This window comes from Paraburkholderia sp. ZP32-5 (genome assembly GCF_021390495.1).
GTDB lineage: Bacteria > Pseudomonadota > Gammaproteobacteria > Burkholderiales > Burkholderiaceae > Paraburkholderia.
The window spans coordinates 1,762,049-1,785,888 of sequence record NZ_JAJEJP010000002.1 but is presented as its reverse complement, the minus strand read 5'-3'; the positions used below and the strand labels follow the sequence as shown (position 1 = coordinate 1,785,888).

General features: G+C 61.5%; 25 protein-coding genes. 23 read left to right on the top strand and 2 right to left on the bottom strand.

The window, feature by feature from the left end; genetic code table 11:
- The first annotated feature begins 60 nt into the window (after positions 1 to 60).
- From L0U82_RS26645 to L0U82_RS26560, 18 genes are all read left to right on the top strand, one after another.
- Positions 61 to 408 carry a hypothetical protein gene (locus tag L0U82_RS26645; RefSeq protein WP_233835837.1) on the top strand — a complete coding sequence of 116 codons (348 nt, stop codon included), beginning with the start codon at positions 61 to 63 and terminating at the stop codon, positions 406 to 408.
- 16 nt (positions 409 to 424) lie between these two features.
- On the top strand, positions 425 to 757 hold the full coding sequence (locus L0U82_RS26640) for a hypothetical protein (RefSeq protein WP_233835836.1): 333 nt from the start codon (positions 425 to 427) through the stop codon (positions 755 to 757).
- A gap of 194 nt (positions 758 to 951) precedes the next feature.
- Positions 952 to 1,869 carry an acetamidase/formamidase family protein gene (locus tag L0U82_RS26635; protein WP_233835835.1) on the top strand — a complete coding sequence of 306 codons (918 nt, stop codon included), beginning with the start codon at positions 952 to 954 and terminating at the stop codon, positions 1,867 to 1,869.
- A gap of 165 nt (positions 1,870 to 2,034) precedes the next feature.
- Positions 2,035 to 4,008, top strand: a complete 1,974-nt coding sequence (locus L0U82_RS26630; protein ID WP_233835834.1) for a SpoIIE family protein phosphatase — start codon at positions 2,035 to 2,037, stop codon at positions 4,006 to 4,008.
- 9 nt (positions 4,009 to 4,017) lie between these two features.
- Positions 4,018 to 4,560 (top strand): biofilm regulation protein kinase SiaB, encoded by a 543-nt coding sequence (gene siaB, locus L0U82_RS26625; RefSeq protein ID WP_233835833.1) that lies wholly within the window; start codon positions 4,018 to 4,020, stop codon positions 4,558 to 4,560.
- Positions 4,561 to 4,575: 15 nt separating this feature from the next.
- Positions 4,576 to 4,965: a biofilm regulation phosphoprotein SiaC gene (siaC, locus tag L0U82_RS26620; protein ID WP_233835832.1), complete on the top strand. Its 390-nt coding sequence runs from the start codon at positions 4,576 to 4,578 to the stop codon at positions 4,963 to 4,965.
- Positions 4,962 to 5,753, top strand: a complete 792-nt coding sequence (gene siaD / locus L0U82_RS26615) for a biofilm regulation diguanylate cyclase SiaD (protein WP_233835831.1) — start codon at positions 4,962 to 4,964, stop codon at positions 5,751 to 5,753. The genes siaC and siaD overlap by 4 nt, the downstream gene beginning before the upstream one ends.
- A gap of 358 nt (positions 5,754 to 6,111) precedes the next feature.
- Positions 6,112 to 7,029: a LysR family transcriptional regulator gene (locus L0U82_RS26610; RefSeq protein ID WP_233835830.1), complete on the top strand. Its 918-nt coding sequence runs from the start codon at positions 6,112 to 6,114 to the stop codon at positions 7,027 to 7,029.
- Positions 7,030 to 7,495: 466 nt separating this feature from the next.
- Positions 7,496 to 7,987 carry a carboxymuconolactone decarboxylase family protein gene (locus L0U82_RS26605; RefSeq protein WP_233835829.1) on the top strand — a complete coding sequence of 164 codons (492 nt, stop codon included), beginning with the start codon at positions 7,496 to 7,498 and terminating at the stop codon, positions 7,985 to 7,987.
- A 16-nt stretch (positions 7,988 to 8,003) separates the two neighbouring features.
- Positions 8,004 to 8,807, top strand: coding sequence for a fumarylacetoacetate hydrolase family protein (locus L0U82_RS26600; protein WP_267929697.1), 804 nt, complete (start codon positions 8,004 to 8,006; stop codon positions 8,805 to 8,807).
- An 84-nt stretch (positions 8,808 to 8,891) separates the two neighbouring features.
- Positions 8,892 to 9,680: a 2-oxo-3-hexenedioate decarboxylase gene (gene dmpH, locus L0U82_RS26595; protein ID WP_442793700.1), complete on the top strand. Its 789-nt coding sequence runs from the start codon at positions 8,892 to 8,894 to the stop codon at positions 9,678 to 9,680.
- A gap of 40 nt (positions 9,681 to 9,720) precedes the next feature.
- The gene (locus L0U82_RS26590; RefSeq protein WP_233835826.1) at positions 9,721 to 9,915 is read left to right on the top strand and encodes a 2-hydroxymuconate tautomerase; all 195 of its coding nucleotides are present in this window, start codon (positions 9,721 to 9,723) and stop codon (positions 9,913 to 9,915) included.
- A gap of 55 nt (positions 9,916 to 9,970) precedes the next feature.
- Positions 9,971 to 10,915 carry an acetaldehyde dehydrogenase (acetylating) gene (locus tag L0U82_RS26585; protein WP_233835825.1) on the top strand — a complete coding sequence of 315 codons (945 nt, stop codon included), beginning with the start codon at positions 9,971 to 9,973 and terminating at the stop codon, positions 10,913 to 10,915.
- 11 nt (positions 10,916 to 10,926) lie between these two features.
- Positions 10,927 to 11,958 (top strand): 4-hydroxy-2-oxovalerate aldolase, encoded by a 1,032-nt coding sequence (dmpG, locus tag L0U82_RS26580; RefSeq protein WP_233835824.1) that lies wholly within the window; start codon positions 10,927 to 10,929, stop codon positions 11,956 to 11,958.
- Between the two features lie 121 nt (positions 11,959 to 12,079).
- The gene (locus L0U82_RS26575) at positions 12,080 to 12,484 is read left to right on the top strand and encodes a RidA family protein (RefSeq protein ID WP_233835823.1); all 405 of its coding nucleotides are present in this window, start codon (positions 12,080 to 12,082) and stop codon (positions 12,482 to 12,484) included.
- A gap of 12 nt (positions 12,485 to 12,496) precedes the next feature.
- On the top strand, positions 12,497 to 13,105 hold the full coding sequence (locus L0U82_RS26570) for a 3-hydroxyanthranilate 3,4-dioxygenase (RefSeq protein WP_233835822.1): 609 nt from the start codon (positions 12,497 to 12,499) through the stop codon (positions 13,103 to 13,105).
- A gap of 1 nt (position 13,106) precedes the next feature.
- Positions 13,107 to 14,096 carry an ABC transporter substrate-binding protein gene (locus tag L0U82_RS26565; protein ID WP_233835821.1) on the top strand — a complete coding sequence of 330 codons (990 nt, stop codon included), beginning with the start codon at positions 13,107 to 13,109 and terminating at the stop codon, positions 14,094 to 14,096.
- A gap of 147 nt (positions 14,097 to 14,243) precedes the next feature.
- Complete coding sequence (locus L0U82_RS26560; RefSeq protein ID WP_233835819.1) at positions 14,244 to 15,596, top strand: MFS transporter; 1,353 nt, start codon at positions 14,244 to 14,246, stop codon at positions 15,594 to 15,596.
- A 38-nt stretch (positions 15,597 to 15,634) separates the two neighbouring features.
- Here the strand turns inward: L0U82_RS26560 and L0U82_RS26555 are convergent, their stop codons facing one another.
- Positions 15,635 to 16,333 carry a GntR family transcriptional regulator gene (locus tag L0U82_RS26555; protein ID WP_233835817.1) on the bottom strand — a complete coding sequence of 233 codons (699 nt, stop codon included), beginning with the start codon at positions 16,331 to 16,333 and terminating at the stop codon, positions 15,635 to 15,637.
- A 123-nt stretch (positions 16,334 to 16,456) separates the two neighbouring features.
- On the opposite strand from L0U82_RS26555, the gene L0U82_RS26550 reads away from it, so the two are divergent.
- From L0U82_RS26550 to L0U82_RS26540, 3 genes are all read left to right on the top strand, one after another.
- Positions 16,457 to 17,920, top strand: coding sequence for a 2-hydroxymuconic semialdehyde dehydrogenase (locus L0U82_RS26550; protein ID WP_233835816.1), 1,464 nt, complete (start codon positions 16,457 to 16,459; stop codon positions 17,918 to 17,920).
- A 115-nt stretch (positions 17,921 to 18,035) separates the two neighbouring features.
- Positions 18,036 to 18,911, top strand: a complete 876-nt coding sequence (locus tag L0U82_RS26545; protein WP_233835815.1) for an MBL fold metallo-hydrolase — start codon at positions 18,036 to 18,038, stop codon at positions 18,909 to 18,911.
- A 192-nt stretch (positions 18,912 to 19,103) separates the two neighbouring features.
- Positions 19,104 to 20,198 (top strand): porin, encoded by a 1,095-nt coding sequence (locus L0U82_RS26540; protein ID WP_267929696.1) that lies wholly within the window; start codon positions 19,104 to 19,106, stop codon positions 20,196 to 20,198.
- Between the two features lie 108 nt (positions 20,199 to 20,306).
- On the opposite strand, the gene L0U82_RS26535 is transcribed toward L0U82_RS26540, so the two are convergent.
- Positions 20,307 to 21,233 carry a LysR family transcriptional regulator gene (locus tag L0U82_RS26535; protein WP_233835813.1) on the bottom strand — a complete coding sequence of 309 codons (927 nt, stop codon included), beginning with the start codon at positions 21,231 to 21,233 and terminating at the stop codon, positions 20,307 to 20,309.
- A 221-nt stretch (positions 21,234 to 21,454) separates the two neighbouring features.
- Between L0U82_RS26535 and L0U82_RS26530 the strand changes: the two genes are divergently transcribed.
- Together L0U82_RS26530 and L0U82_RS26525 are read left to right on the top strand one after the other, a co-directional pair.
- The gene (locus L0U82_RS26530; protein WP_233835812.1) at positions 21,455 to 22,570 is read left to right on the top strand and encodes a porin; all 1,116 of its coding nucleotides are present in this window, start codon (positions 21,455 to 21,457) and stop codon (positions 22,568 to 22,570) included.
- A gap of 79 nt (positions 22,571 to 22,649) precedes the next feature.
- Positions 22,650 to 23,822, top strand: coding sequence for an alpha/beta hydrolase (locus tag L0U82_RS26525; protein WP_233835811.1), 1,173 nt, complete (start codon positions 22,650 to 22,652; stop codon positions 23,820 to 23,822).
- Positions 23,823 to 23,840 lie beyond the last annotated feature (18 nt).

Sequence of the window (23,840 nt, the reverse complement as noted above, 5' to 3'; positions counted from 1 at the left end):
CTGATTCGACCTGCCGCCCGTATTGCGACACAAGATTTGATTACCTATATGGACTAGATCATGCCTCAACGTCCCACGCGCATCTCCGAGAACCCTCTGCACATTTTCTCGCTCGAGGATGCCGTTATCAATACGCTGTTAGCCGGCCAGTACTATGCCGACGTTTTCGCGAAACTCGTCGAGCTTGCCACGACGATTCAGGACTGTCAGGCATCGAACCTTGACAGTATGCCTGTTGTGGCACAACTGCGGACGATTGCAGAGGAAGGTAGAGCGGAACTTGCATTACAACTGGCTCAGGTCCAGGAGTTCTTAACCGCGTTTGCTTCCCAGACCGCGGGCCATACCGTTCGCGAAGATGGAATAGAGGCCTGTGTCATGGAACCTTCCACGATGACAGAGCATTGAATTGATGTATAAGGTCATGAAAAAGAAAATGAAAGAATCTACTGCCAAGTGGATCTTTAGGCTTGAAGGAATTTGCCGAAAATGCAAACCCCTTGGAAAATTAAGCAATTGTGCCGACATATTTGCACATGCTAAGATTTTTTATCGATTTTCATTGTGGCTTCATGGCTACTTCTACACCCGCCGTTGGACTCTGTCGCAACAAGGTGTTGGACTAAAGTTCGGCAAGCTGTCGTTCTTACTGCAGCGTAACTCTCTTTCGTTTTCGTCTCTCGGGTTCTGGTTGTTGTTCCCGGCTTCAACCAGAATTCTTTTGGCGTCGCGTTCGCGCGACGCCTTCTTTTATTGAAGTACTCGTGCGCCACACTATTGCCGCACGCTAGGTGCGTTCGACCCTTCTCTTACGGGTTAAAAATATGACGAATTCCATCCGGTGAATAGGAATTCCAGGTCGGACGTGTTGAAAGAGCATGGCTGTCCGGCAGGTGGATCGATCTTGCGCCAGACATCGAACATTGAGAATAGAAGAGGCAAGGAGTCGTTGTGCATCGAATTACCAGAAGCCATCTCGTCCATGCAATGGGTCCGGGGAATGTGCCGGCTTTAACCGTAAAGGAGGGCGAGCGCGTCGTATTCGAGACCTGTGATTGCTTCGAGGATCAAATCCGGCACGCGGATACACGCTACACACAGCTCGACTGGCGGCGCGTCAATCCGGCGACAGGCCCACTGTATGTGGAAGACGCGCAACCTGGTGACGTGCTTGCCGTTCAGATCGAACGGATTGGGTTTGGTAATCAATCGGTCATGATGACGGCGCCAGGACTGGGCGTCTGTGGCGATCTGATCTCGGTGCCTTCCATCCGCATCATTCCGCTGGAAAACGGCTTCGGCACGCTTGCGCACGGTGTACGCGTGCCGCTTAAGCCGATGATCGGTGTAATCGGCACGGCTCCATCCCGTGCGTTTGTGTCGTGCGGCGTGGCGGATGCGCATGGCGGAAACATGGACTGCAAGATCATCACCGAGGGCACAACCCTTTATCTGCCAGTCAACGTGCCCGGCGCGCTGCTCGCGTTGGGCGATTTGCATGCGGCGATTGGCGATGGTGAAGTGTCCGTGTGTGGGATGGCGATCGCCGGTGAAGTCACCGTCAGAATTTCAGTGATCAGGAACCGTGTACTCCCGACACCGATGGCCCAGACTGCCGACACGATCTATACCATCGCGTCCGCTCCATTTCTGGATGACGCGGCCAATCTTGCCGCGCGCAATATGTTCAGCTTCATTGCGAGTGAAACGGGGCTCTCGACGGAAGACGTGGTCGATTTGCTGTCGGTCGCCGGCGATCTGCAAATTTGCCAGGTCTTTGACATGCAGAAAACATGCCGCTACGCGCTGCCCAAAGCTATCGCCGAGCAACTCGGCATTGTTCTCCAGAAAGAAGAATGTGCCATTTGAAAGAGAACTTGGATGAGCGTGAGAAATCAAGTGCGTAGTCACCGTTTGATATCTGGTTCGGTTCCGTCGCAGCAGTTGTTCGGAAGGGGACACGCAACGTCATCAATGAACCAGGCGAATCCTGGCTGAGGCGACCGGTTTCCAGAAATTTGCCGTTTGGGATATATGCATCTGACTGAACATCGCGCGGAGACATTCGATCTTTTCTCATCACGGATGTCTATCGGCCAACGCCTTGGGGCGTTGACCGTCGTCGCATCCTGCCTGATTCTGGCGCTGACCTGCGCTCTGCTTTGGCATCAGTGGAGAATCTATTCGGATGCTGAGAGGACGCTCGACGTCTTCGAGATGTTTCGCGAGACACTGGTTGCGATGGACGCGGTGTCGGCCGAACGCGCGTCGACGAACGAGACTTTGGAAGCGGACCTGCCGATACCCGCGGCAAGAATGGCCACTCTCCGGAAAACGACCGATGAAAGCGATCTGGCTATAGAACGATTATCCGAGCGCCTTGGCGCTGACGGGAACGGTCAATGGAAGATGGAACTTGCCGCGGTGAGTCAGGCTCAGGCGGCTTTGTCTGTTGTGCGCATACGTGTCAATCGGCTCCTCGCACTGCCTCGCGAACAACGGACCTCGCGTGCGTTGGACAATATAATCGGACAGATGGACGGCGCCGTTTCGCAGTTTTTCCCGATTGCCGATGCAATCGGGTTGAGCGTTGTCAGAGGTGATGCCGACGCGCAGGACGAGATGCAGATGGCGCGGCATAGTGCAATGCTGCGCGAACAGGCTGAGTTACTGGGTTCGCATTTCACGGGAGCTTTCCGTGCCCATCGTCAATTAACGGCCGGTGAGCAACTGGCCATCGAACGCTCGTATGGTCGCATTGATCAGTTGCGCTCGTTTATCGAGTCCCGGATCGCGGATAGACCCAAGTCCGCTCAACCGGCGATCTCTCAACTCACCAGGCGTTACTTTGTAGACGGACTGTCCTATGTCGTCGCTGTACGTGCGCTCGCAAGTCGGCCGGAAGGGGCTGCGCTGACGACGCGGAAATTTGTGCAGCAATACGTGCCTTTGATGCGCCCAATAGTCGATTTCCGCGATCAGATGTTGGATCTCGTCGACACAGAGTTGAACCGACACCGTGACGCGATGCTGGCGAGCCTGATTGGAACGAGCGGTATCGCGTTAGTCACGGGAAGTGTTTTCCTGTTTGTCGTCTGCCTGTTTCGTCAACGCGTCATCCGGCCACTTGCCGAGGCGACCCAGGCAATCGTCGCGATGTCGAAGGGCAATCTTGGGGAGTACATTCCCGCACGGGCATATCGCGGCGAAATCCAGGCACTTTTCGATTCGGTTAATACGTTGAGGACGGTCATTCTGGATCGGAAGCATGCTCGTGACTACGCGAGCCTTATCCAGCGTGCGATTCTGCCGGATCGTCTGATGCAGGCCGCTTTAGGCGAAGATCACTTCGTTCTTTGGAAACCACGGGACGTCGTGGGAGGCGACTTCTACATCTATCGAGAAGGAGAGGATGGCGACCTGCTCGGTGTGATCGACTGCGCTGGCCATGGGCCGCCGGGTGCATTAATGACGATGCTCGCCTTTGCTGCGATCGATCAGGCTATTGATAGTGTGCAAGGGCACGATCCTGCCGCCATTTTACGAAATACCGACGCCGCAATGCGCGCGATGCTCGGGCGGGACCGGTTCAACGAGGTATTGGCGACCAGTATGGATGCGGGCCTCGTCCGCATCGACAGGAAAAGGCGTCGCCTGATATTTTCCGGTGCGAAGATTTCGCTATTTGCCAGCGACGGTAGCGAAGTGCGGGAATACAAGGGTAACCGTCGAGCAGTCGGAGATCGCCGCCAGGGCGAGTACGACGATATCGAAGTGCCGTTACAGGACGGCTGGACCTTCTACCTTTGTACTGATGGTTTTCTCGACCAGGCGGGCGGCCCGCATGGGTTCGGTTTCGGCACTAACCGATTTACCGAAATGCTGCGCAGTAACGCGAACCGACCGCTGGACGATCAGGCTCGGGTGTTCTCGACATCGCTCGCGGAGTACCAGGGCGATCTGCCACAGCGCGACGACATCACCGTTCTTTCCTTCCGTATCAACTGAGGGTACTTCATGGAATTACTGGATTTGCTGGCGATGCGTGAAAGTTATAGCCGGCAGCGTATTCTGCTTTGCTTCAACGGTCCCATTTCTCGCAGTCTGATTGAAGAAATTGGCCATGCTTTGCGCAACTACCTGCATGGAGACCAAGCCAACCTCAACGAGTCCATGGACGTCTTTGCGGTCTACATCGAAATGACCCAGAACATCCGGCATTACTCCACCGAGCGTAGCTACAACGAACAGAATGCTTCCGCCACGGTGGTTATCGGCAAGAACGAGGACAGTCGCTATGTCGTCTCCGCGGGAAATCTGGTCGAACTGGAAGATGGACGCGGGCTGATGCGTACCATCGAAGCCAATGCCCGACTCGACAAAGCACAACTCAAGGCGGCTTACAAAGAACAGATGCGCCGGCCGCGTGATCCTCATTCGAGTAGCGGCGCCGGTCTCGGCTTGCTGGATATCGCCCGCAGGTCAAGCGCGCCATTGCTCACGTCACTGACCGAGCAACCCGGCGGCCTCGCATTCTTCACCCTCCGCGCAGTCATTTGAGCCAGGAACATTATGATGAGTGATCTTGCTATCCGGGGCACACAGTCCACACCATCTATTAACGGTAACTGGAATACCGGTGTCCTCGCCATGCAAGGGGACTCCTACCCGGAAAACTCCTACGAATTGTTCGACCCTCTCATAGACTGGGTGAAAGGCTATCTTGCCCAGAAGGAGCAACCGCTCTATCTCGAGCTGAGGCTGTTGTACCTCAATACCAGTTCCGTCAAGGTCATGATGGATATCTTCGATTTGCTCGAGAGAGCGCATCGTGCGGACCGTACTGTTCGCGTCAACTGGTACTACGATCGTGGTAACGAGCGCGTGGCCGAACTGGCCGAAGAATTCCGCGAGGACTGCACGTTTCCGTTTGAGATTCAGATTCGCGATGGGCAGGCAATATGAGCGGCGAACGTGAACTCGATACCCTCGTCGAACAGTTGCTGGCGGATCCGCAATATCTGGATCATCCTCTGCGCAAGGCACTCTTTCTCGTTTATCAGCATTCGACGGATCAGCTCAATCACCTTGAGCGCATCACACGCATATCCGATGGCTTCCAGTCCATGACGCGTGCGCAGCATTCGACGCTGTCCGAGCGCTACGACCAGCAGTTGCGGCGTTTGCGAAAGATCTTGCGTATTTCCGATCGCTATCAAGCGATGATGACCGATCTCAACGATGCATTGAAGACAGCATCCACGCATGATCCGTTGACGGGTATCGGCAACCGCCGTTTGATCACGGAGCGTTTGCAGGAAGAAAGCGCCCGGGCTCAACGTAGCGGGAAGCCGTACTCGCTGGTACTACTCGATGCGGACAACTTCAAGCGGATCAATGACACCTGGGGTCACAATGTCGGAGATCGCGTACTGGTGGAAATCAGTCGGGCTATGAAAGGGGTGACTCGCCAGTCTGATCTGTGCGGACGCTGGGGAGGAGAAGAGTTTCTTCTGCTACTGCCGGAAACAAGTCTGGATAACGCCCGTATCGTGGTCGAACATATTCACAAGGCTGTTTGTACTGTCAGCATTAGAGTTGGCGCGGAAATGCTTTCGGTCACGGCCAGTTTTGGTGCGACCGAGTACCTGATTGGCGAAGACTATATGCAGACCATTGGCCGGGCGGACGCCGCGCTGTTTGAAGCCAAGCGCGAAGGCCGGAACAGATGCGTGTTCGTTAAGGGTGGCTAAAAGACATCTCAAAGCGGTCTAACTTCCTCGGACATGTCGATAGGAGACCACCTGGAATCGACGAGGAAGAGAACAGAAATGACAAGAATGTGATCTGAAATGCTGATATCAGCAGCGAATAGAAGTGTCAGGCCGAAGTCCCGGCATTGCGTGGTCAGATTGACGCTACCCCGAAGCGAATCAGCGCATGCATCGATAGCGGTGCGCGCTTTCGTGGGTGATGTAGTCGTAGCCATAACGACCATGACGAGGATTAAAAAAATCTTATCGGGTGCAAATCTGCCGGAGCAATGGTTCAAATTGCCAATGGGTCTGCATCTTCGTCAACATTCCCTCAGTCGACTTCAGCGACATCCTCATGCACGGAACTGCACTTAGGTATTTTTTGGCGGTTGCGCAAACCGGCAGCCTGAGTGGTGCATCTGGAGAGATTCACGTCACCATCTCAGCTATCAGCCGGAAGATTTCAGCATTGGAGGCTGAAGTCGGAACGCAGCTATTTGAGCGCGCCTCGCACGGTATGCGACTGACCCCGGCTGGCCAGCTGCTGCAGGCGCATGCACGCCGGACGGTGCTGGAGTCCGAGGCGGTGTTGAATCAGATCGCTGCGCTGCGTGGTCCATGTCTCAATGAGATTCGTATTGCGGCTTCGGAAAGTCTCGCGCAGATTTTTCTGCCGGAAGCGATGGCTGAATTCCGGCGCCATCATAAGCAAACCCGTTTCATCATGTACGTCGTTCGCCCGTCGGAAGCCGCCCGGCGTATTGCCGACGGCGAGGTCGATATCGCGGTGAATTTCGCGGTGGAGCATGCTCGCGGAGTGGCGGTCAGGCATTCATGGCGATCGCCGGTTTATGCCGTGATGTCCAGTACGCATCCATTAGCCGACCGGCCCAGCGTGGAACTGGAGGCCTTGTTAGCTTATCCGCTGGCATTGACTGACGGGCAGAGCACGACGCGACTGCTTCTTGAGAGAAGCTGTAGTCTGGATTCGATTCCGGTGCAGATGAATATTGCGCTGGAGTCTAATTTCACGCAGGCGTTGATGAGATTCGTCGCCTCATCCGATGCGATTACGTTCGCCGGACGGATGTCGTTCTTCTCGCAACCAGTGAGTGACGCTCTGGTGGCCAGGCTAATTAAAAACGCAGAATTTCAGTCCCGCAATCTGCAGATTCAAACGCTGTCGGAGCGCAACCTGCCGCCACACGTCCGCGCATTCATCGACTTGCTGAAGACCCGAATCGACGAAGCGGATGCGTTGACTGGCACGTAGTGTTTGTGTTGATGGGCCTGGTGGGGTTGTACATCGACACACTGGCTCCGCGCTTCTCAAGCGCGTCATCCATCTCAATACCCAGATAGCAAGCCGTGGCGACTCGAGAGTAGATAGTCGCCGGCTGTCACGCCTGTTTTACTGCTATGGGTCTAGCGTCTCGCACACTTCAACGTGCGCAGATAGCTGATACCGCGCCCAACGCAATCCTCAATCTCCGTTCCCCATCAATCCCCCCCTCGGTTGCACCCAGTGCAACCTCCAGTCACGCTCCCATCGCCACTTTTCACCCAAAAGCGATGAGCCGCCCAATAATCGATTTTCCTGTTGACACGATTTTTTGGTCGGCATAACCTCATATCATCGATTAAACAAAAAATAATCGATTAGTCCTTCGCTCGTCAGTCCGATGCCGCGAGACGAGCGCGTCCTCAGGTGTTTCCGCGGCACCCGAATTAGAACCAGCATGCTTCCATCCAGAGTCAATCTTGAGTCAGTCCGTGACAGCATCGGCGAATACGCCGATACCCGCGAGTCGTTCGACGCACGCGCCGATATCTACAAGGACCTGCTTGGCTTTTTGCCGCCGCGCATCGAAGCCCGCTTCGCGGTGACCGGCGCGCTCGATCCGACCATCCTCGATCTGCAGGAGAAGCTGCGCAAGCACGGCATGTATCCGAAGAGCTTCGACGTGAAAACCGCGCAGCTGATGCTGTTCGGCATGCTGCTGATGGACAGCAGCGACGCCGCTCCGCTGCATGCCATCGCCGCGCGCCGCGCGGGCGCGAGTTGGGCCGAGCTGCAGGACACCGTGAATCTGTGCTTCCTGTTCCGCGGCATGTCGGCGGCCAATCGCGGCGCTGAAGTGCTGGCCAATATCGCTCATCGCGAGCGCGTTGAAGCCGCTCAGGCCACTCAGGCCGCGCAGGTTGATAGCGCCGCCGATGCCGCGAGCTGAGCCCGGCGAAATCACCATGACCATTGGACAGTCCCGTATCGACGCGCTCGGCGAGCGGCTGCATCGCGCGCTCGAAACCGTCACGCCGATCGACCCGCTGACGCACGAAGATCCGTCGCTGTCGGTCAGCGATGCCTACGCGATCCAGCGCGCGATGGTCGCGCACCGGATCGCCGCCGGCCAGCGCGTGGTCGGCAAGAAGATCGGCATCACGAGCCGCGCGGTGATGGACATGCTCGGCGTCGAGCAGCCGGACTTCGGCGTGCTGCTTTCCGGCATGGCCTACGAAGACGGCGCGGCGATTTCCGCGAGCCGTTTCATCTCGCCACGGGCCGAAGGCGAGATCGCGTTCGTGATGGCGCGCGACATCAGCGGCCCGGGCCTCAGCCGCGACGATCTGCGCGCGAGCATCGCCTATGCGGTGCCGTGCTTCGAGATCGTCGATTCACGGATTCGCGACTGGAAGATCACGATCGCGGACACGGTCGCCGACAACGGCTCGTCCGGCGCCTTCGTGCTCGGCGATGCGATCGCTCCACTGAATTCGCCACACCATGCGCTCGATCTGCGCTGTGCCGGCATGGTGCTCGAAAAGAACGGCCAGATCGTCGGCACCGGCGCGGGCGCCGCGGCGCTCGGCGATCCGTTGACCTGCGTGACCTGGCTCGCGAATCAGCTCGGCGAGTTCGGCATCGGGCTGAAGGCCGGCGAAGTGATTCTGTCCGGCTCGCTGTCGATCATGTTTCCGGTCGCGGCCGGCGACAGCATCTCGATGACGATCAGCGGACTCGGCACCTGCCGCGCCCGCTTTGTCGAGTAAGTATCGAATAAGTGCCGAATAAGAACGGACCAGAACGAACAACAGCACATGCAAACGAATGAGAACCTCGCGATGAATCCCTCCCTGACACTCGACGACGCATCGATCGAACGTCTCGCCGCGTTGCTGCACGACGCCGAAGCGCAAGCGCGCGAAGTCACGAAGATCACCGACGAGCTGCCGCAGCTCACACAGGCCGACGCCTATGCGATCCAGCGCGCGATCCTGCGGCGCCGGCAAGCGGCAGGCGAGCAACTGTCGGGCCGCAAGATGGGGCTGACTTCGCCCGCGAAGATGCAGCAGATGGGCGTCGCGCGTCCGATTCACGGCTTTCTGACCGGGCGCGGCTGCGTGGCCGACGGTGCGACGCTGCCGATGCACGGCCTGATCCATCCGAAGGTCGAGGCCGAGATCGCCTTCACGACATCGCGCGAATTGCGCGGCCCCGGCTGTACCGCGACCGAGGCGCTTGCCGCGCTCGACATGGCCTACGCAGCGATCGAAGTGATCGATTCGCGCTACCGCGATTTCCGCTTCGATCTCGTCAGCGTGATCGCGGACAACACGTCGGCGGCGCGCTACGTGATCGGCGCGCGCGGTGTGCCGGCCGTGGGGCTCGATCTGCGCCATCTCGGCGTCGTGCTCGAGAAGAACGGAGAAGTACTCGCGACGGGCGCCGGCGCCGCGGTGCTCGGCCATCCGGCCGCGAGTGTCGCCGCGCTCGTCAATCTGCTGGCCGAAGAGGGCGAAGTGCTGCCGGCCGGCACGCTCGTGATGACGGGCGGCATCACCGAGGCGTTTCGCGTCGAGGCCGGCGACACCGTGCGCGTCAGCGTGCAAAGCGTCGGCACCGCCGAACTCACGCTCGCCTGATTCATTCACTTCCGATTTTTCACTTTCAGGAATCACCACCATGCCTATTGCCCGTATTTCGATCATGGACGGCCGCGACGACGAACAGAAAGCCGCGTTGATCGCCGCCGTCACCGAAGCCATTCACGAAAGCCTTGGCGCGCCGCGCGAAAACATCCGCGTGCTGCTCGACGAAGTGCCGCGCAGTCAGTGGGGCATCGCCGGCAAGACCGCGCTGGCGCTGGGCCGACATTGAGTCCGCCGGCCGCATAACAGGCGCGGCAAGCAGGCGACGAGCGAGGAGGGCTCTGATGGAACACAACGGAAAAATCAAGGCGGCGATCATCGGCAGCGGCAACATCGGCACCGACCTGATGATCAAGATCCTGCGCCACGCGCAGCACCTGGAGCTGGGCGCGATGGTCGGCATCGATCCGGCCTCCGAAGGACTTGCGCGCGCCGGTCGACTCGGCGTGCCGGTCACCGCGCAAGGTATCGACGGATTGCTCGCGATGCCCGGCTTCGGCGAGATCCGCGTCGCGTTCGATGCGACTTCAGCCGGCGCGCACAAGCGTCACGACGCGTTGCTGCGCGAGCACGGCGTGCGGCTCGTCGATCTGACGCCGGCGGCGATCGGGCCGTTCGTCGTGCCGGTCGTCAATCTCGACGCGCACATCGGCGCGCCGAATCTGAACATGGTCACCTGCGGCGGCCAGGCAACGATTCCGATAGTCGCCGCGGTCTCGCAGGTCGCGAAGGTCCATTACGCCGAGATCGTCGCGAGCATTTCGAGCCGTTCGGCGGGGCCGGGCACGCGCGCGAACATCGACGAGTTTACCGAGACGACCTCGCGCGCGATCGAAGTGGTCGGCGGCGCGACGCGCGGCAAGGCGATCATCGTGCTGAACCCGGCCGAGCCGCCGCTGATCATGCGCGACACCGTCTACTGTCTGTCCGAACTCGCGGACACCGAAGCTATCGAGGCTTCGATCGACCGGATGAGCGCGCGCGTGCAGGCGTATGTGCCGGGGTACCGGCTCAAGCAGCGCGTGCAGTTCGAGCGCGTCGAGCTGCCGCTGACGGTGCCCGGCGTCGGCCGCATCGCCGGACTCAAGACTTCAGTGTTTCTCGAAGTGGAGGGCGCCGCGCACTACCTGCCGAGCTACGCCGGCAATCTCGACATCATGACCTCGGCGGCGCTCGCTTGCGGCGAACGCATTGCCGCGTCGCTGCGCGAGCAGCCCGAAATCCACTGAGCCCGCTTTCCATGACCACGCTCACCGCTGACAAGCTCTATATCTCCGACGTGACGCTGCGCGATGGCAGCCACGCGGTCCGTCATCAATACAGCGTCGACGACGTGCGACGGATCGCGCGCGCGCTCGACGCGGCGCGCGTCGATTCGATCGAGGTCGCGCACGGCGACGGGCTCGCAGGCTCGTCGTTCAACTACGGCTTCGGCGCGCATACCGATCTCGAATGGATCGAGGCGGTCGCCGAATCGGTGCAGCACGCGCGCGTCGCGACGCTGCTGCTGCCCGGCATCGGCACGATTCACGATCTGCGCAGCGCGTACGACGCGGGCGCGCGCGTGGTGCGTGTCGCGACTCACTGCACCGAGGCCGACATCTCGCGCCAGCACATCGAGTACGCGCGCGAACTCGGCATGGATACGGTCGGCTTCCTGATGATGAGCCACATGACCCCGCCCGCGCAGCTCGCGCAGCAGGCACGTCTGATGGAAAGCTACGGCGCGACCTGCATCTATGTCGTCGACTCCGGCGGCGCGCTGACGATGCGCGACGTGCGCGAGCGTTTTCGCGCGTTCAAGGACGTGCTCGATCCCGCCACGCAGACGGGCATGCACGCGCATCACAACCTGAGTCTCGGCGTCGCGAATTCGATCGTCGCGGTCGAGGAAGGATGCGACCGCATCGATGCGAGTCTCGCCGGCATGGGCGCGGGCGCCGGCAATGCGCCGCTCGAAGTGTTCATCGCGGCGGCCGAGCGCATGGGCTGGCAGCACGGCTGCGATCTCTACGCGCTGATGGACGCCGCCGACGACATCGTGCGGCCGCTGCAGGACCGGCCTGTACGCGTCGATCGCGAAACGCTCGCGCTCGGTTACGCGGGCGTTTATTCGAGCTTCCTGCGTCACGCGGAGAAAGCGGCGGGGCAGTACGGACTCAAGACGACCGACATCCTCGTCGAGCTTGGCCGACGCCGGATGGTCGGCGGTCAGGAAGACATGATCGTCGACGTCGCGCTCGATCTGCTGCGCGAGCGCCGCGCGCAGTGACTTTTTTAGCGGCACAGAATCGCGTTGGCACGCACGGGTGTGTGCTGCGCCGCGCATCGGCCGCGAGCTTTCCGGCCGCGCGCGGTTGTCGATATTCAGAATGATCCAGTGGAGTGAGTTGATGCCTAAAGTTCTCGTGCAATCCAGTCAGGCGCCGGTAACCGGCTTTACCGATGCGAGCAAGCCCTCGCCGCTCGCGCAGGCGATCCGCGCCGGCGATCTGCTGTTCGTGTCCGGCCAGGGGCCGCTCGACCCCGTCACGCGGCAGGTGGTGGCCACCGACATCGCGACGCAGACGCGCCAGGTACTCGCGAATCTCGCCGCGGTGCTCGAAGCAGGCGGCGCGAGTTTCGCGCACGTGGTCAACATGCGCGTGTGCCTGCGCGATACCAGCGATTTTCCGGTGTTCAACGAAGTGTTTCGCGACGTGATGAACGGCGAGAAGGTCACGCGCACCTGCACGGGCGGCACGCCGCATCGCGCGGGCGTGCTGGTCGAGATCGACTGCGTTGCGTATCTCGGCTAGGCGGAGGGCGTCATGTACAAGATGCCGGTCGTCAGCATGCAGGAGCGCGTCCAGAGTCTCGGCGAAAGCGGCAAATACGTCAGCGTGTTCTGGCAGCAGCCGGAATCGCTGGTGTTCGTCGCGCGTGGACGCGCGTATCGCAGCGAGTTCCACATCAATCCCAGCGACGAGGTGATGATCCAGTTGAAGGGCGAGATGCATTTGCACTATCGCACGCCCGAAGGCAAGGAAGAGGTCGTGGTGATTCCGGAGGGCGCGGCGATTCATACGCCGGCCGGCATTCCGCATTCGCCGCGCTTTCCGCCCGACGCCTACGCGATGATCCTCGAACGCGGCCGCCGCGCCGGCGAGGAGGACGTGTTTCAGTGGTACTGCCCGCAGTGCGATCACCTGCTGCACGAGGAGCGCTTCACGGTCGGCAACTACGGCGCCGATCCGGTCGCGCAGGCCTATCGCAACTTTTACGACAACGTGCAGCATCGGACCTGCAAGGCCTGCGGCCATGTGATGCCGAATGCGCTCGCCGAAGCCGAGGCTGCCGAGGCCGCTGAAGCCGCCGGTGCCGAAGCCGCCGCCACAGGTGCCAACGATTCAGCGCGCCACGCCAATTCTGGAGACTGACATGAAACTTCCGCTTACCGTCGCCTGCTGGGACTACGACCGTACCCGCGCGCTGTTCGACGGCCGCGTCGCGATCGAAGGCTGCGATGCGACGTACTTCTCGCTGCCGGTCGAAGAAACCTTTTTCCGCTCGCTGCGCTCGGTCGAGTTCGATGTCGCCGAGCTGTCGTTGAGCAGCTACACGATCCTGCGCTCGCGAGGCGAGTCGCCTTACGTCGCGATTCCGGTGTACCTGTCGCGGATGTTCCGTCACTCGTGCATCTACATCCGCAAGGATCGCGGCATCGAAACGCCGGCCGATCTGAAGGGCAAAACGCTCGGCGTGCCCGAGTTCCAGCTCACCGCGCCGGTGTGGGCACGCGGCATTCTCGAGGACGAATACGGCGTCAAGTCGTCGGATATTCGCTGGCGCACCGGCGGCGTCGAACAGCCTGGACGCCACGAGAAAGTCAGTTACACGAACGATAGCGGCATCGAGATCGAACCGATTCCGGCCGATCAGACGCTCAACCAGTGGCTGCTCGAAGGGCGTATCGACGGTATCGTCGCGCCGCGCGCGCCGAGCGTATTCAGCGATGAGCATCCGGAAATCGGCCGGCTCTTTCCGCGTTTTCGCGACGTCGAGAAAACCTATTACACGAACACGGGCATCTTCCCGATCATGCATGTGGTCGGCGTGCGGCGCGAACTCGTCGAGCGCCATCCATGGATCGCCGCGAGTGTGCTGAAGGCCTTCACCGAGGCGAAGAATCTCGCGCTCGCGAACCTCGGCGAACTGGCCGCGTTGAAGGCGACGCTGCCTTGGCTCGTCGCCGAATACGACGAGACCGTCGCACTGATGGGCCGCGATTTCTGGCGCTACGGTGTCGCCGGCAACGAAGCGACGCTGAACGCGTTCCTCAAGTATCACCACGAGCAGGGTCTGTCGAACCGGCTGATGACGATACCGGAGCTGTTCGCGCCATCGACGCTCGAGCAGGTCGTGATCTGAGTCCGCTCACACGGCGCGGGCTGGACTAGCGGTGCTCATGTGGAGTGCCGAGCTCCAGTCGCGCGTGTCCATTCAAAGCAATCAGGTAGGCGAGTGCGGCCACGGGGCCGCGGGGGCCGCGCGCGGCTCCGCTATGGGGAGATGGGAATGAAAGCAGCAGAAGCACCGAGAGACTGGCCGGCGGTAAGCAGCGCATACGACGACACGTCTGGGCCTGGCGACACGCTGACGGCGAAAGCCCGCTGGCGGATCTTTTTCGCCAGCTTCCTCGGCACGATGGTCGAGTGGTACGACTTCTTTCTTTACGGCTTTCTCGCGCCGCTGGTGTTCGAGGAGCTGTTCTTTCCGAAGCTCAATCCGATGACCGCGGTGATCGCGGTCTACGCAACCTTCGCGGTCGGTTACGCAAGCCGGCCGCTCGGCGGTCTCGTGTTCGGTCACTTCGGCGACCGCATCGGACGCAAGTCGATGATGCAGATCACGCTGCTGATGATGGGCCTCGGCACCGCGCTGATGGGCCTGTTGCCGACCGCCGCGCAACTCGGTGTCACGGCGACCGGCATGCTCGTCGTGCTGCGCTTTCTGCAAGGTTTCGCGCTCGGCGGCGAGTCGGCGGCTTCCGCGCTGATGGTGCTCGAAAGCGCGCAGAAGAAGCACCGCGGCCTGCTCGGCGGACTGCTGCAATGCGCGGGACCGGTCGGCGTGCTGCTGGCATCGTTGACCGTTTATCTCGTCACGCACATGGAGCGCAGCGCGATGCTGTCGTGGGGCTGGCGTGTGCCGTTCCTGATGAGCGCGGTGCTCGTCGTGATCGGGCTGTACATCCGCACGCGCGTCGAGGAAACCGCGACGTTCCGCAAGCAGGATCCGGAGGTGCTCAAGCGCGTGCCGCTGTTCGAAACATTGCGCGACTACAAGTGGCCTGCCTTCGTCGTGCTCGCGGTCAGCGTGATGGAAAGCACGTTCTATTACCTGACGAGCGTGTACCCGATCGCCTACGTGACGCGCACGTTGCACATGCCGGGTTCCGTTGCGATCGGCGCAATCGCCGCCGCGCACGCCTTCACGCTGCTGAGTTCGCCGCTGTATGGCGCGATTTCGGATCGCGTCGGACGCAAGGGCGTGTACCTGCTCGGTATCGTCGCGTCGACGATCTATATCAACTTCTTCTTCGGCATTCTCGATACGAAGTCGCCGCTCTACATCACGCTCGCGGTGATCGTCGCGATCGGCATCGTGCATGCGCCGATGTACGCGCTGTTCGGCAGCTTCTATGGCGAGCTGTTCCCTACCCGCGTGCGCTTCACCGGCTATTCGCTCGGCAAGGCGGTCGGCACGATGCTGGGCGGCGGCATCGCGCCGATGATCGCCGCGACGCTGGTAGCGGCTCACAACGGCAACGCGGCCGGTATCGGCTTCTATTACCTCGGGCCGGCGGTGGTCGCACTGATCGCGGTGGTGTTCACCCGCGAGACGCGCGATACGGATATCGCGCGTTAGGCGGTAGCGCGGGTTCGGGTACGAGCTTGGGTGCAGACTCAGGCGGCGTCGTGCGAAACGCTGCGTTCGCGCAGTGTCTTGGCGACGTTCGCGCCGGTGCGCTCGATGTGCGCTTCGAGCAAGGCGCAGGCCTTGTCGGCATCGCGATCGAGTGCGGCGGAGCAGATGTCCGCATGTTCGTCGGCGACCGACAGATCGATCGGATGATCTTCGAGAAACAGGCGCCGATAACGGTCGTTCAGGTCGTGCAGGATCGAGCAGAAGTGCAGCACGAGCGGCATGCCGCAGGCGGACAACAACTGCTGATGGAGCGCGCGGTGCGTGGTTTCCCAGTCGCCGAGCTTGACGTCCTTCGCGCCGACACGCTTGTTGAGCTGATACAGGCCGGCGACCACGGCGCCTTCCCAGCGCTCGTCGCCGAGCCGGATCGACTCGCGCAGCGCGAACGATTCGAGCATCGTGCGCAGCCGCGTGACTTCGAGCAGGTTGCCTTCGGAGACCGGGGCGACGCGATAGCCGCGGTTGCTCTCCATTACGACGAAGCCCTCGGCCGACAGGCGCGACAGCGCTTCGCGCAACGGACTCAGCGACACGCCGAGCGCGGCGCGCAGGTCGTCCAGATGGAGCTTTTCGCCGGGCGGCATGGTGCCGCTCGTGATTTGCGCGCGCAACGTATTCGCGACGCTGGCCGACAGCGTCAGGCCTGAGCTGGTGCCTTCGATAGGCGTTTCGATCATGGGGGGCACTCCAGATATACGAGTTCTTGTCGGGGTCGATTATAGCCTTACGACTCGCCAAACATCGATTTTAGCGATTTGATCGATTATTGATTCACTTACTATCCAGCGAAGGAAATTTGTATGACAGCGGAAACGCTTAACTTCATCGACGGCCGTTTCGTGCCGTCGAGCAGCGGACGCCTGTTCGAGAATCGCAGCCCGGTCGATCACGCGCTGATCTCGCGCGTGCACGAAGCGGGACGACCGGAGGTCGACGCGGCGGTCGCGGCGGCGCGCGCGGCGCTGGCCGGGCCGTGGGGGCGTCTGTCGGTGCAGGAGCGCGCGGCGATGCTGTATGCAGTCGCCGACGAGATCAACCGGCGTTTCGACGATTTCCTGCAAGCCGAAGTCGCCGACACCGGCAAGCCGATCGCGCTGGCGTCGCATCTCGACATTCCGCGCGGCGCGGCGAACTTCAAGATCTTTGCCGACACGGTGAAGAGCGCGAGCGCCGAGTTCTTCGAGATGACCACGCCGGATGGCCGTACCGCATTGAACTACGCGCTGCGCCGGCCCAAGGGCGTGGTCGCCGTGATCTGCCCGTGGAACCTGCCGCTGTTGCTGATGACGTGGAAGGTCGGCCCCGCGCTCGCGTGCGGCAATGCGGTGGTCGTGAAGCCGTCGGAGGAAACGCCGTCGACGGCTACCTTGCTCGGCGAAGTGATGAATGCGGTCGGCGTGCCGTCGGGCGTCTACAACGTCGTGCACGGCTTCGGTCCCAACTCGGCCGGCGAATTTCTGACGCGGCATCCCGACGTCAACGCGATCACGTTCACCGGCGAGACCGCGACGGGTACGAAGATTCTCGAAGCGGCGGCGGGCGGTATCAAGGCGACCTCGATGGAGTTGGGCGGCAAGAACCCGTCGATCGTATTCGCCGACTGCGACCTCGACAACGCGCTCGAAGTGACGAGCCGCGCGGTGTTCGCGAACTGCGGCCAGGTGTGTCTCGGCACCGAGCGCGTTTATGTCGAGCGGCCGCTCTTTGAGACCTTCGTGCAGCGTCTCGGCGAAATCGCCCGTGCGATGAAACCGGGCCGTCCCGACGATGCAGGCAGCGGCATCGGCCCGCTGATCTCGCTCGGCCATCGCGACAAGGTGCTGTCGTACTACGCGCGCGCGAAGGAAGAGGGCGCAACGATCGTCGCCGGCGGTGGCATTCCGCAGATGCCGGCCGGGCTGGCCGAAGGCGCGTGGATCGAGCCGACCGTCTGGACCGGCTTGCCGGAGACGAGCGCGGTGGTCCGCGAGGAGATCTTCGGTCCGTGCTGCCACGTCACGCCGTTCGATAGTGAAGACGAGGTGGTTGCGCTCGCCAACGACACGCAGTACGGCCTCGCGGCCTCGGTGCATACGCGCGATCTGCAGCGCGCGCATCGCGTCGCGGCGCGACTCGACGTCGGACTCTGCTGGGTCAACGCGTGGTTCCTGCGCGACCTGCGCACGCCGTTTGGCGGCGCAAAGATGTCCGGTATCGGCCGCGAAGGCGGGCTGCATTCGCTCGAGTTCTATACGGAACTGCGCAACGTGTGCGTGAAGCTGTAAGCGCTGCACGTCGCTATCCTAGATTTTTCGTCAATTAATCGATTTTGTCGTTGACATCGATTTTTCGGCTAAATACGCTTTGCATACGGTAGCGTTATACGAAAGGGCAATAAGCATGCAACTAGGTTCTGTTCAAATCACGCGGATCGAGGACTATCACGGACCCGGTCTCGCGCCGGAATTCATGTTCCCGGCCATCGACGCGAAGATGTGGGAAGACGCGCCGGACTGGGCGCGCCGCTTTGTCGATCTGTCGGCGAACCGGCTGCTGACGAGCATTCATAGCTGGCTGGTGCGCACGCCGCACCATACGGTGCTGATCGACAGTTGTATCGGCAACCACAAGGAGCGTCCGCACGTTCCGCACTTCAATATGCGCGACGCGCCGTGGCTTCAGCGCTTGCAGGCGGCCGGCGTGCAGCCGGAAGAAGTGGACTTCGTGATGTGCACGCATCTGCACGCGGATCACGTCGGCTGGAATACGCGGCTGCAGGACGGGCGCTGGGTGCCGACTTTTCCGAACGCGAAGTATCTGTTCAGCCAGACTGAATTCGATAGCTGGGACGCGCGCCGGCCGGACTATGTGGCGCGGCCGTTCAACCAGTGCGTATTCGAGGACAGCATCTTGCCGGTGGTGGAGGCGGGGCAGGTTCAGTTCGTCGAAGAAGGCTATGGCGTCGACGACGTGCTGAGCGTCGAGTCGGCGCCCGGCCATACGGCCGGCAGCGTGAAGATCCGTGTCAGCTCGCAAGGAAGCGAGGGCATGTTTTCGGGCGATGTGATTCATCACCCGTTGCAACTGCATCGCCCGGATCTGTGTTCGTCGTTCGACGAGGATCAGGGTACGGCGCTGCAGACGCGTATCCGCATGCTCGACGATTGCGCGGCGCGCGGCTCATTGCTGATGCCGACGCATTTCGCGGCGCCGTTCTGCTGCCGGATCACCGGACATGATCATCAGGGAGGCTATCTGCCGGACTGGAACGTCTGAGCAGACTGTCGATCGCCGCCCGGCAAGGTGCCGGGCGAATGCTGTCAATGCAAGGATTTTAGTTAGTTATACGTCTCAGTAGTTCTGTATTCAATTTCATTAGTAATGCGACTAAACAGGGGACGCGAGGCAAGGGCGCGTGTCAAAGCTCGTCCATTCTCCGCCGCTTCGATCACACAACTCAGAACAACGATGAAAACCACTTTCAAACAATGTTGGCCCATTTTGCTGGCGGCGACCCTGCCATGCGCGGCTCATGCACAGTCGAGCGTGACGCTGTATGGAACGATCGACGCATCGATTCAGTATGCGCGCACCGGCGGCAAGACCGTCGCGCGACTCGACAGCAACAACGTATTTCCGTCGGACTGGGGATTGACCGGAGCAGAGGATATCGGCGGCGGCACCAAGGTGATCTTCAAGCTCGAAAACGGTTTTAACGTCGCGAACGGACAGATCGTGCAGACCGGCAAGATCTTTGGCCGGGAAGCGTGGGTCGGTCTGTCGGGACCTTATGGACGCGTCCAGTTCGGCTTGAATAATTCGCCGGAAATGTGGGGCCTCGCGCGCTTCGAAGCTGGCGACCTCGGCCGCTGGGATTGGGGTCATGCGGCCAATAACTTCAACTTTTTCGTTTCGACGAAGATCTCGAATTCGGTGATATACGTGTCGCCGACTTTCAACGGCTTCACGTTCTCGGCGATGTGGGGCTTCGGCGCGAATGGCGACCCGACACTGCCGCGCACGCTCGGCAATACCGCGTCTCTCGGCGTGTACTACGCGAAGGGGCCGTTGTCGTTTGAAGCCGACTACGAGAGCCAGGTGTATTCGACCGATACGGTTATCACCCCGTCGTCGCCGACGAGCACCGGCAATCACAGCCTGTTCGGCATCGGCTACGACTTCGGTTTCGTGCACCTGTATGGCCTGTTCGTGCTGCATCGTGGAGCGGCGCAGGTGAAGGTGTCGAATCCAGCGGCCTTCGCCGATCCGAACAACTTCTATTACGACCTGTCGGCGCAGATTCCGCACGTGCTGAACGGCACGCTGATTGCCGATTTCGGGCAGTACAAGCTGCAAGGCAATTCGAACGGCAATGCTACGTCGTATGGTCTGCGCTACGACTACCGGCTGTCGAAGCGTACCGGCTTGTATGCGGGCATCGCGTACATGCGCAACGGCAGCGAGGCGAGCTTCACGGAGAACCCGGCGCAGGGCGCAGGCATTCCGGTGAGTCCCGGCAAGAACCTGCTGACTACGGTGGTGGGCATGGTGCATTCGTTCTGATCGCTCGCACGGCTCCGGTGCTGCAACGAGATAGCGGTGCTGGAGCTTGAATGACATGCGACAGGAGAGAGGCGGGGGCAAACGCGGCGGCCGGTACATCAGTACCGCCTACCCATCCACATACTCCCCCGGCCACCCCCGCTGCCTGACAAACTCGACAAAGCGCGCCGCGGCCGGATCACGCATCACAGCCGGATACGCCAGATGCAACGGTGCCGATAGACCCGCATCGCTGGTCAACGGACAAAACACCGCGCTCTTGTGGTCGTAGCGCTGCATCGACGCCGGCACCAGCGTCACGCCCAGCCCGGCCGCGACCATATGAATGCCGGTGAGCATGCGAGGCACCTCCCGCGCGACGTGCGGCTCGAATCCCTCGCGGCGGCACGCGGCCAGAAAATCCGCATACATGCCAGGCGCGCCCGGACGCCGCACGAGGATGAATTCCTCATTCGCGAGCGCCTTCAACGGTATCGTCGGACGGGTTTCATCGGCCGCATCGAGCAGCCGGTGGCCGACCGGCAGCACCGCCACCATCGGCTCATCGAGCAACTGGTCGAACGCGACGCCCGATGGCGTTTCGACCGGCTTGCGCAAGAACGCGACATGCAGCTGTCCCGTCAACAGCCGCTCGATCAGCTCGGCGGCATTCAACTCGGACAGCGTGATTTCGATGCCCGGGTGCTCCGCGTTGAACGCACGTATCGCGTCGGTCGTGACCGGATGAAAACCGGCGGAACTGGTGAGACCGATCGCGATCGCGCCAAGCTCGCCGCGCGAAATGCGCCGGGCGTGAGCGACCCCTTGCTGCAGCATGCCAAGCACCTGTTCCGCGCTCTGCGCGAACGCCTTGCCGGCCGGCGTCAACTCGACGCCGCGCGGCAAACGCGCGAACAGTTCAAAGCCGATTTCCTCCTCGAGCAGGCGGATCTGCTGCGACAGCGGCGGCTGCTGAATCGCGAGGCGCTCGGCGGCGCGGGTGAATTGCCCTTCCTCGGCGACCGCGAGGAAATAACGCAGGTGGCGCAGCTCCATGAACAGCTCCGGCAGCAAAAAAAGCAGGGATGGCCGGCGCACAAACGAAGGCTAGGCCGACGATCCATATTTATAAAATATGGTGACACAATCAAATAGATATTTTACATCTGTATCGGTGCTCCTTACGATGGCGCTCGAGTTTCGTCAGCCCGCGCACCGCGACCTCCGGCGCCGCTGGAAACCGCCACGCGGACGAAAACAACACCAAGGAGACCGCTTTGAAAAAGCACCATGCCGCAGCCATCGCGCTGCTTGCCGGTTGTGTATCGGCATCCGCTTTCGCGCAACAGGACGACGTCGACGAAGCCATGCAGTTGACAACGTCGGCCGCCCCCGCCGGCAGATCGGTGACGCTGTACGGCGTGATCGACACCAACGTCGAATATCTGACGCACGCGGACAAGAACGGCGACTCGCTCGTCCGGATGAATTCCGGCGGTATCCATAATTCGCGGTTCGGCGTGCGCGGCACGGAGTCGCTCGGCGGCGGCAACGCCGCGTGGTTCGTGCTCGAATCCGGCTTCAACTCGAACGACGGCACCATGGCGACCGCCGGCACGCTGTTCAATCGCACCGCGGCGGTCGGCCTGACGAATCAGACCTACGGCTCACTGTCGTTCGGCCTGCAGTACACGCCGATGTACGACATTCTGCTGCGCTACGATCCGATGTCGTTCTCGCCGCAATACACGTGGTTCCCGACCACCGGCTCGGAGAACAGCTTTTCGTTTCGCGCGCGCAACCCGAACATGGTCAAGTACGTCGGACACTTCGCCGGGCTGACCGCGATCGCGGGCTACAGCTTCGGCGGCGACGCCGAATCGTTCCAGAGCAGCGCCGCGTACGGCGGCGGTCTCGACTACGATGGCGGCTCGTTCGGCGCCGCGCTCGCCTACGACTACCGCAACGGCGCGATCAATTCGAGCAACACATGGACGAAGTCGCGCAACCTGAGCCTGTCGTTCCGCCAGGATATCGGTCCGGCCACGCTGAAGATGGGTTACGAGCACTATCTGTACAACCCGACAAAGGGCTCGTCGGAGTCTCAGGCGCTGTGGTTCGCCGGTGTCCGCTACCCGGTGATGAGCCATATCAAGACGACTGCCGCGTACTACTACGTTCAGGACAAGACGCCCGGCAATTCCAATACGTGGATGGGCGTGCTGAGCACGCAATACTCGCTGTCGAAGCGCACCGCGTTGTATGCGACCGTCGCGTACGCTCAGGCGACGCGCGGCGCGAACGGCGTGTTCACGCCGGTAGGGACAACCGCCGACACCGCGTTCGCGTCGAACCAGACCGGCGTCACGCTTGGCATGTACCACCAGTTCTAAACGTTTGATCCGTTGATGTCAGGGCCGGCCCGCGCGATGCGAATGACGCGCGGCCGGGGATTCCCGAGGAGCCGTACGAATGAATTTTGAGCCGATTCTTCAGCGCGCGCGACGTGGCGTGGATCGTCGCGGAGCAGAGGCAGATGCCGGCGGCAAAGCGGCGCGCACGTGGGCGCGCGTCGTCCGCGCGGCCGCGCTTGCCGCTGTTGCGCTCGCAACCGGTACACAAGCCAGTGCCGCGGACGTTGCCGGAACGCACGCCTATAACCCGCATCTGCGGCCGGTCTCGCATATCTCCGACACGCGGATGCGCATCGATACCGCGGCCGGCGCCGCCGAATTGCCGCTGTATATGTCGCGCGACTGGAATCAGCCGCTGCCGGGCATCGTGCGCGCGGTGATCGTGATTCACGGCAAGCTGCGCAATGCGGACCGCTACTTCGAGAGCGCGGAGCAGGGCCGCGATGCCGCGCAACAGCAGCACGCGGCGGATGCCGACGCGAACGGCACGTTGCTGATCGCGCCGCAGTTTCTCGCCACGCTCGATTTCGGTGGCCGCTCGCAGCCCGCCGATCTATTGCGCTGGGACGCAAACGGCTGGATGGCCGGCGACGCCGCGGTCGCGCCGGTGCCGCTGAGTTCGTATGCGGCGCTCGACGCGATCGTCGAACGGCTCGCCGATCGCAAGCGCTTCCCCGATCTGCGCGAGATCGTGTTCGCCGGCCATTCCGGCGGCGCGCAAGTCGTGCAGCGCTATGCGGTCGCCGCTCACGAGACGGACGTGCTCGCCCGCGACGGGATCGCACTGCGCTACGTGGTGTCGAGCCCGTCGTCGTATGCGTACTTCGACGCGCAACGTCCCGCCGTTGACGGCAAACCGTTCGAGCCGGCTACGTGCCCGGGCTTCGACGACTGGAAATACGGCATGCAGAAGCGGCCCGCGTATCTGGCCGAACGCACGCCCGCGCAGCTCGAAACCGCGTATGTCGCACGCCGCGTCGACTATCTGGTCGGCGGCAAAGACAACGATCCGCAGCAGAAGGCACTCGATCAGAGCTGCCCGGCCGAGGCGCAGGGCCCGCAACGCGTCGCGCGCGCCGAGGCGTATTTCGACTACCTGCGCACGCGTCATCCGCAGGGGCTGAATCAGCAGTTGCATATCGTGCCGGGCGTCGGACACGACGGCGCGCGGATGCTGACGTCGGCCTGCGCGTTGCATGCGATGTATGGCGTGCCGGGGTGCGCATCATGAGCACGACCCGAGGAACTC

What these genes read in the sequence shown, in the direction of transcription:
- L0U82_RS26645 (WP_233835837.1), top strand. Translation starts at nt 61, where the DNA reads ATGCCTCAACGTCCCACGCGCATCTCCGAGAACCCTCTGCACATTTTC.
- L0U82_RS26640 (WP_233835836.1), top strand. Translation starts at nt 425, where the DNA reads ATGAAAAAGAAAATGAAAGAATCTACTGCCAAGTGGATCTTTAGGCTT.
- L0U82_RS26630 (WP_233835834.1), top strand. Translation starts at nt 2,035, where the DNA reads ATGCATCTGACTGAACATCGCGCGGAGACATTCGATCTTTTCTCATCA.
- siaB (WP_233835833.1), top strand. Translation starts at nt 4,018, where the DNA reads ATGGAATTACTGGATTTGCTGGCGATGCGTGAAAGTTATAGCCGGCAG.
- siaC (WP_233835832.1), top strand. Translation starts at nt 4,576, where the DNA reads ATGAGTGATCTTGCTATCCGGGGCACACAGTCCACACCATCTATTAAC.
- siaD (WP_233835831.1), top strand. Translation starts at nt 4,962, where the DNA reads ATGAGCGGCGAACGTGAACTCGATACCCTCGTCGAACAGTTGCTGGCG.
- L0U82_RS26610 (WP_233835830.1), top strand. Translation starts at nt 6,112, where the DNA reads ATGCACGGAACTGCACTTAGGTATTTTTTGGCGGTTGCGCAAACCGGC.
- L0U82_RS26605 (WP_233835829.1), top strand. Translation starts at nt 7,496, where the DNA reads ATGCTTCCATCCAGAGTCAATCTTGAGTCAGTCCGTGACAGCATCGGC.
- L0U82_RS26600 (WP_267929697.1), top strand. Translation starts at nt 8,004, where the DNA reads ATGACCATTGGACAGTCCCGTATCGACGCGCTCGGCGAGCGGCTGCAT.
- L0U82_RS26590 (WP_233835826.1), top strand. Translation starts at nt 9,721, where the DNA reads ATGCCTATTGCCCGTATTTCGATCATGGACGGCCGCGACGACGAACAG.
- L0U82_RS26585 (WP_233835825.1), top strand. Translation starts at nt 9,971, where the DNA reads ATGGAACACAACGGAAAAATCAAGGCGGCGATCATCGGCAGCGGCAAC.
- dmpG (WP_233835824.1), top strand. Translation starts at nt 10,927, where the DNA reads ATGACCACGCTCACCGCTGACAAGCTCTATATCTCCGACGTGACGCTG.
- L0U82_RS26575 (WP_233835823.1), top strand. Translation starts at nt 12,080, where the DNA reads ATGCCTAAAGTTCTCGTGCAATCCAGTCAGGCGCCGGTAACCGGCTTT.
- L0U82_RS26570 (WP_233835822.1), top strand. Translation starts at nt 12,497, where the DNA reads ATGTACAAGATGCCGGTCGTCAGCATGCAGGAGCGCGTCCAGAGTCTC.
- L0U82_RS26565 (WP_233835821.1), top strand. Translation starts at nt 13,107, where the DNA reads ATGAAACTTCCGCTTACCGTCGCCTGCTGGGACTACGACCGTACCCGC.
- L0U82_RS26560 (WP_233835819.1), top strand. Translation starts at nt 14,244, where the DNA reads ATGAAAGCAGCAGAAGCACCGAGAGACTGGCCGGCGGTAAGCAGCGCA.
- L0U82_RS26555 (WP_233835817.1), bottom strand. Translation starts at nt 16,333, where the DNA reads ATGATCGAAACGCCTATCGAAGGCACCAGCTCAGGCCTGACGCTGTCG.
- L0U82_RS26550 (WP_233835816.1), top strand. Translation starts at nt 16,457, where the DNA reads ATGACAGCGGAAACGCTTAACTTCATCGACGGCCGTTTCGTGCCGTCG.
- L0U82_RS26545 (WP_233835815.1), top strand. Translation starts at nt 18,036, where the DNA reads ATGCAACTAGGTTCTGTTCAAATCACGCGGATCGAGGACTATCACGGA.
- L0U82_RS26540 (WP_267929696.1), top strand. Translation starts at nt 19,104, where the DNA reads ATGAAAACCACTTTCAAACAATGTTGGCCCATTTTGCTGGCGGCGACC.
- L0U82_RS26535 (WP_233835813.1), bottom strand. Translation starts at nt 21,233, where the DNA reads ATGGAGCTGCGCCACCTGCGTTATTTCCTCGCGGTCGCCGAGGAAGGG.
- L0U82_RS26525 (WP_233835811.1), top strand. Translation starts at nt 22,650, where the DNA reads ATGAATTTTGAGCCGATTCTTCAGCGCGCGCGACGTGGCGTGGATCGT.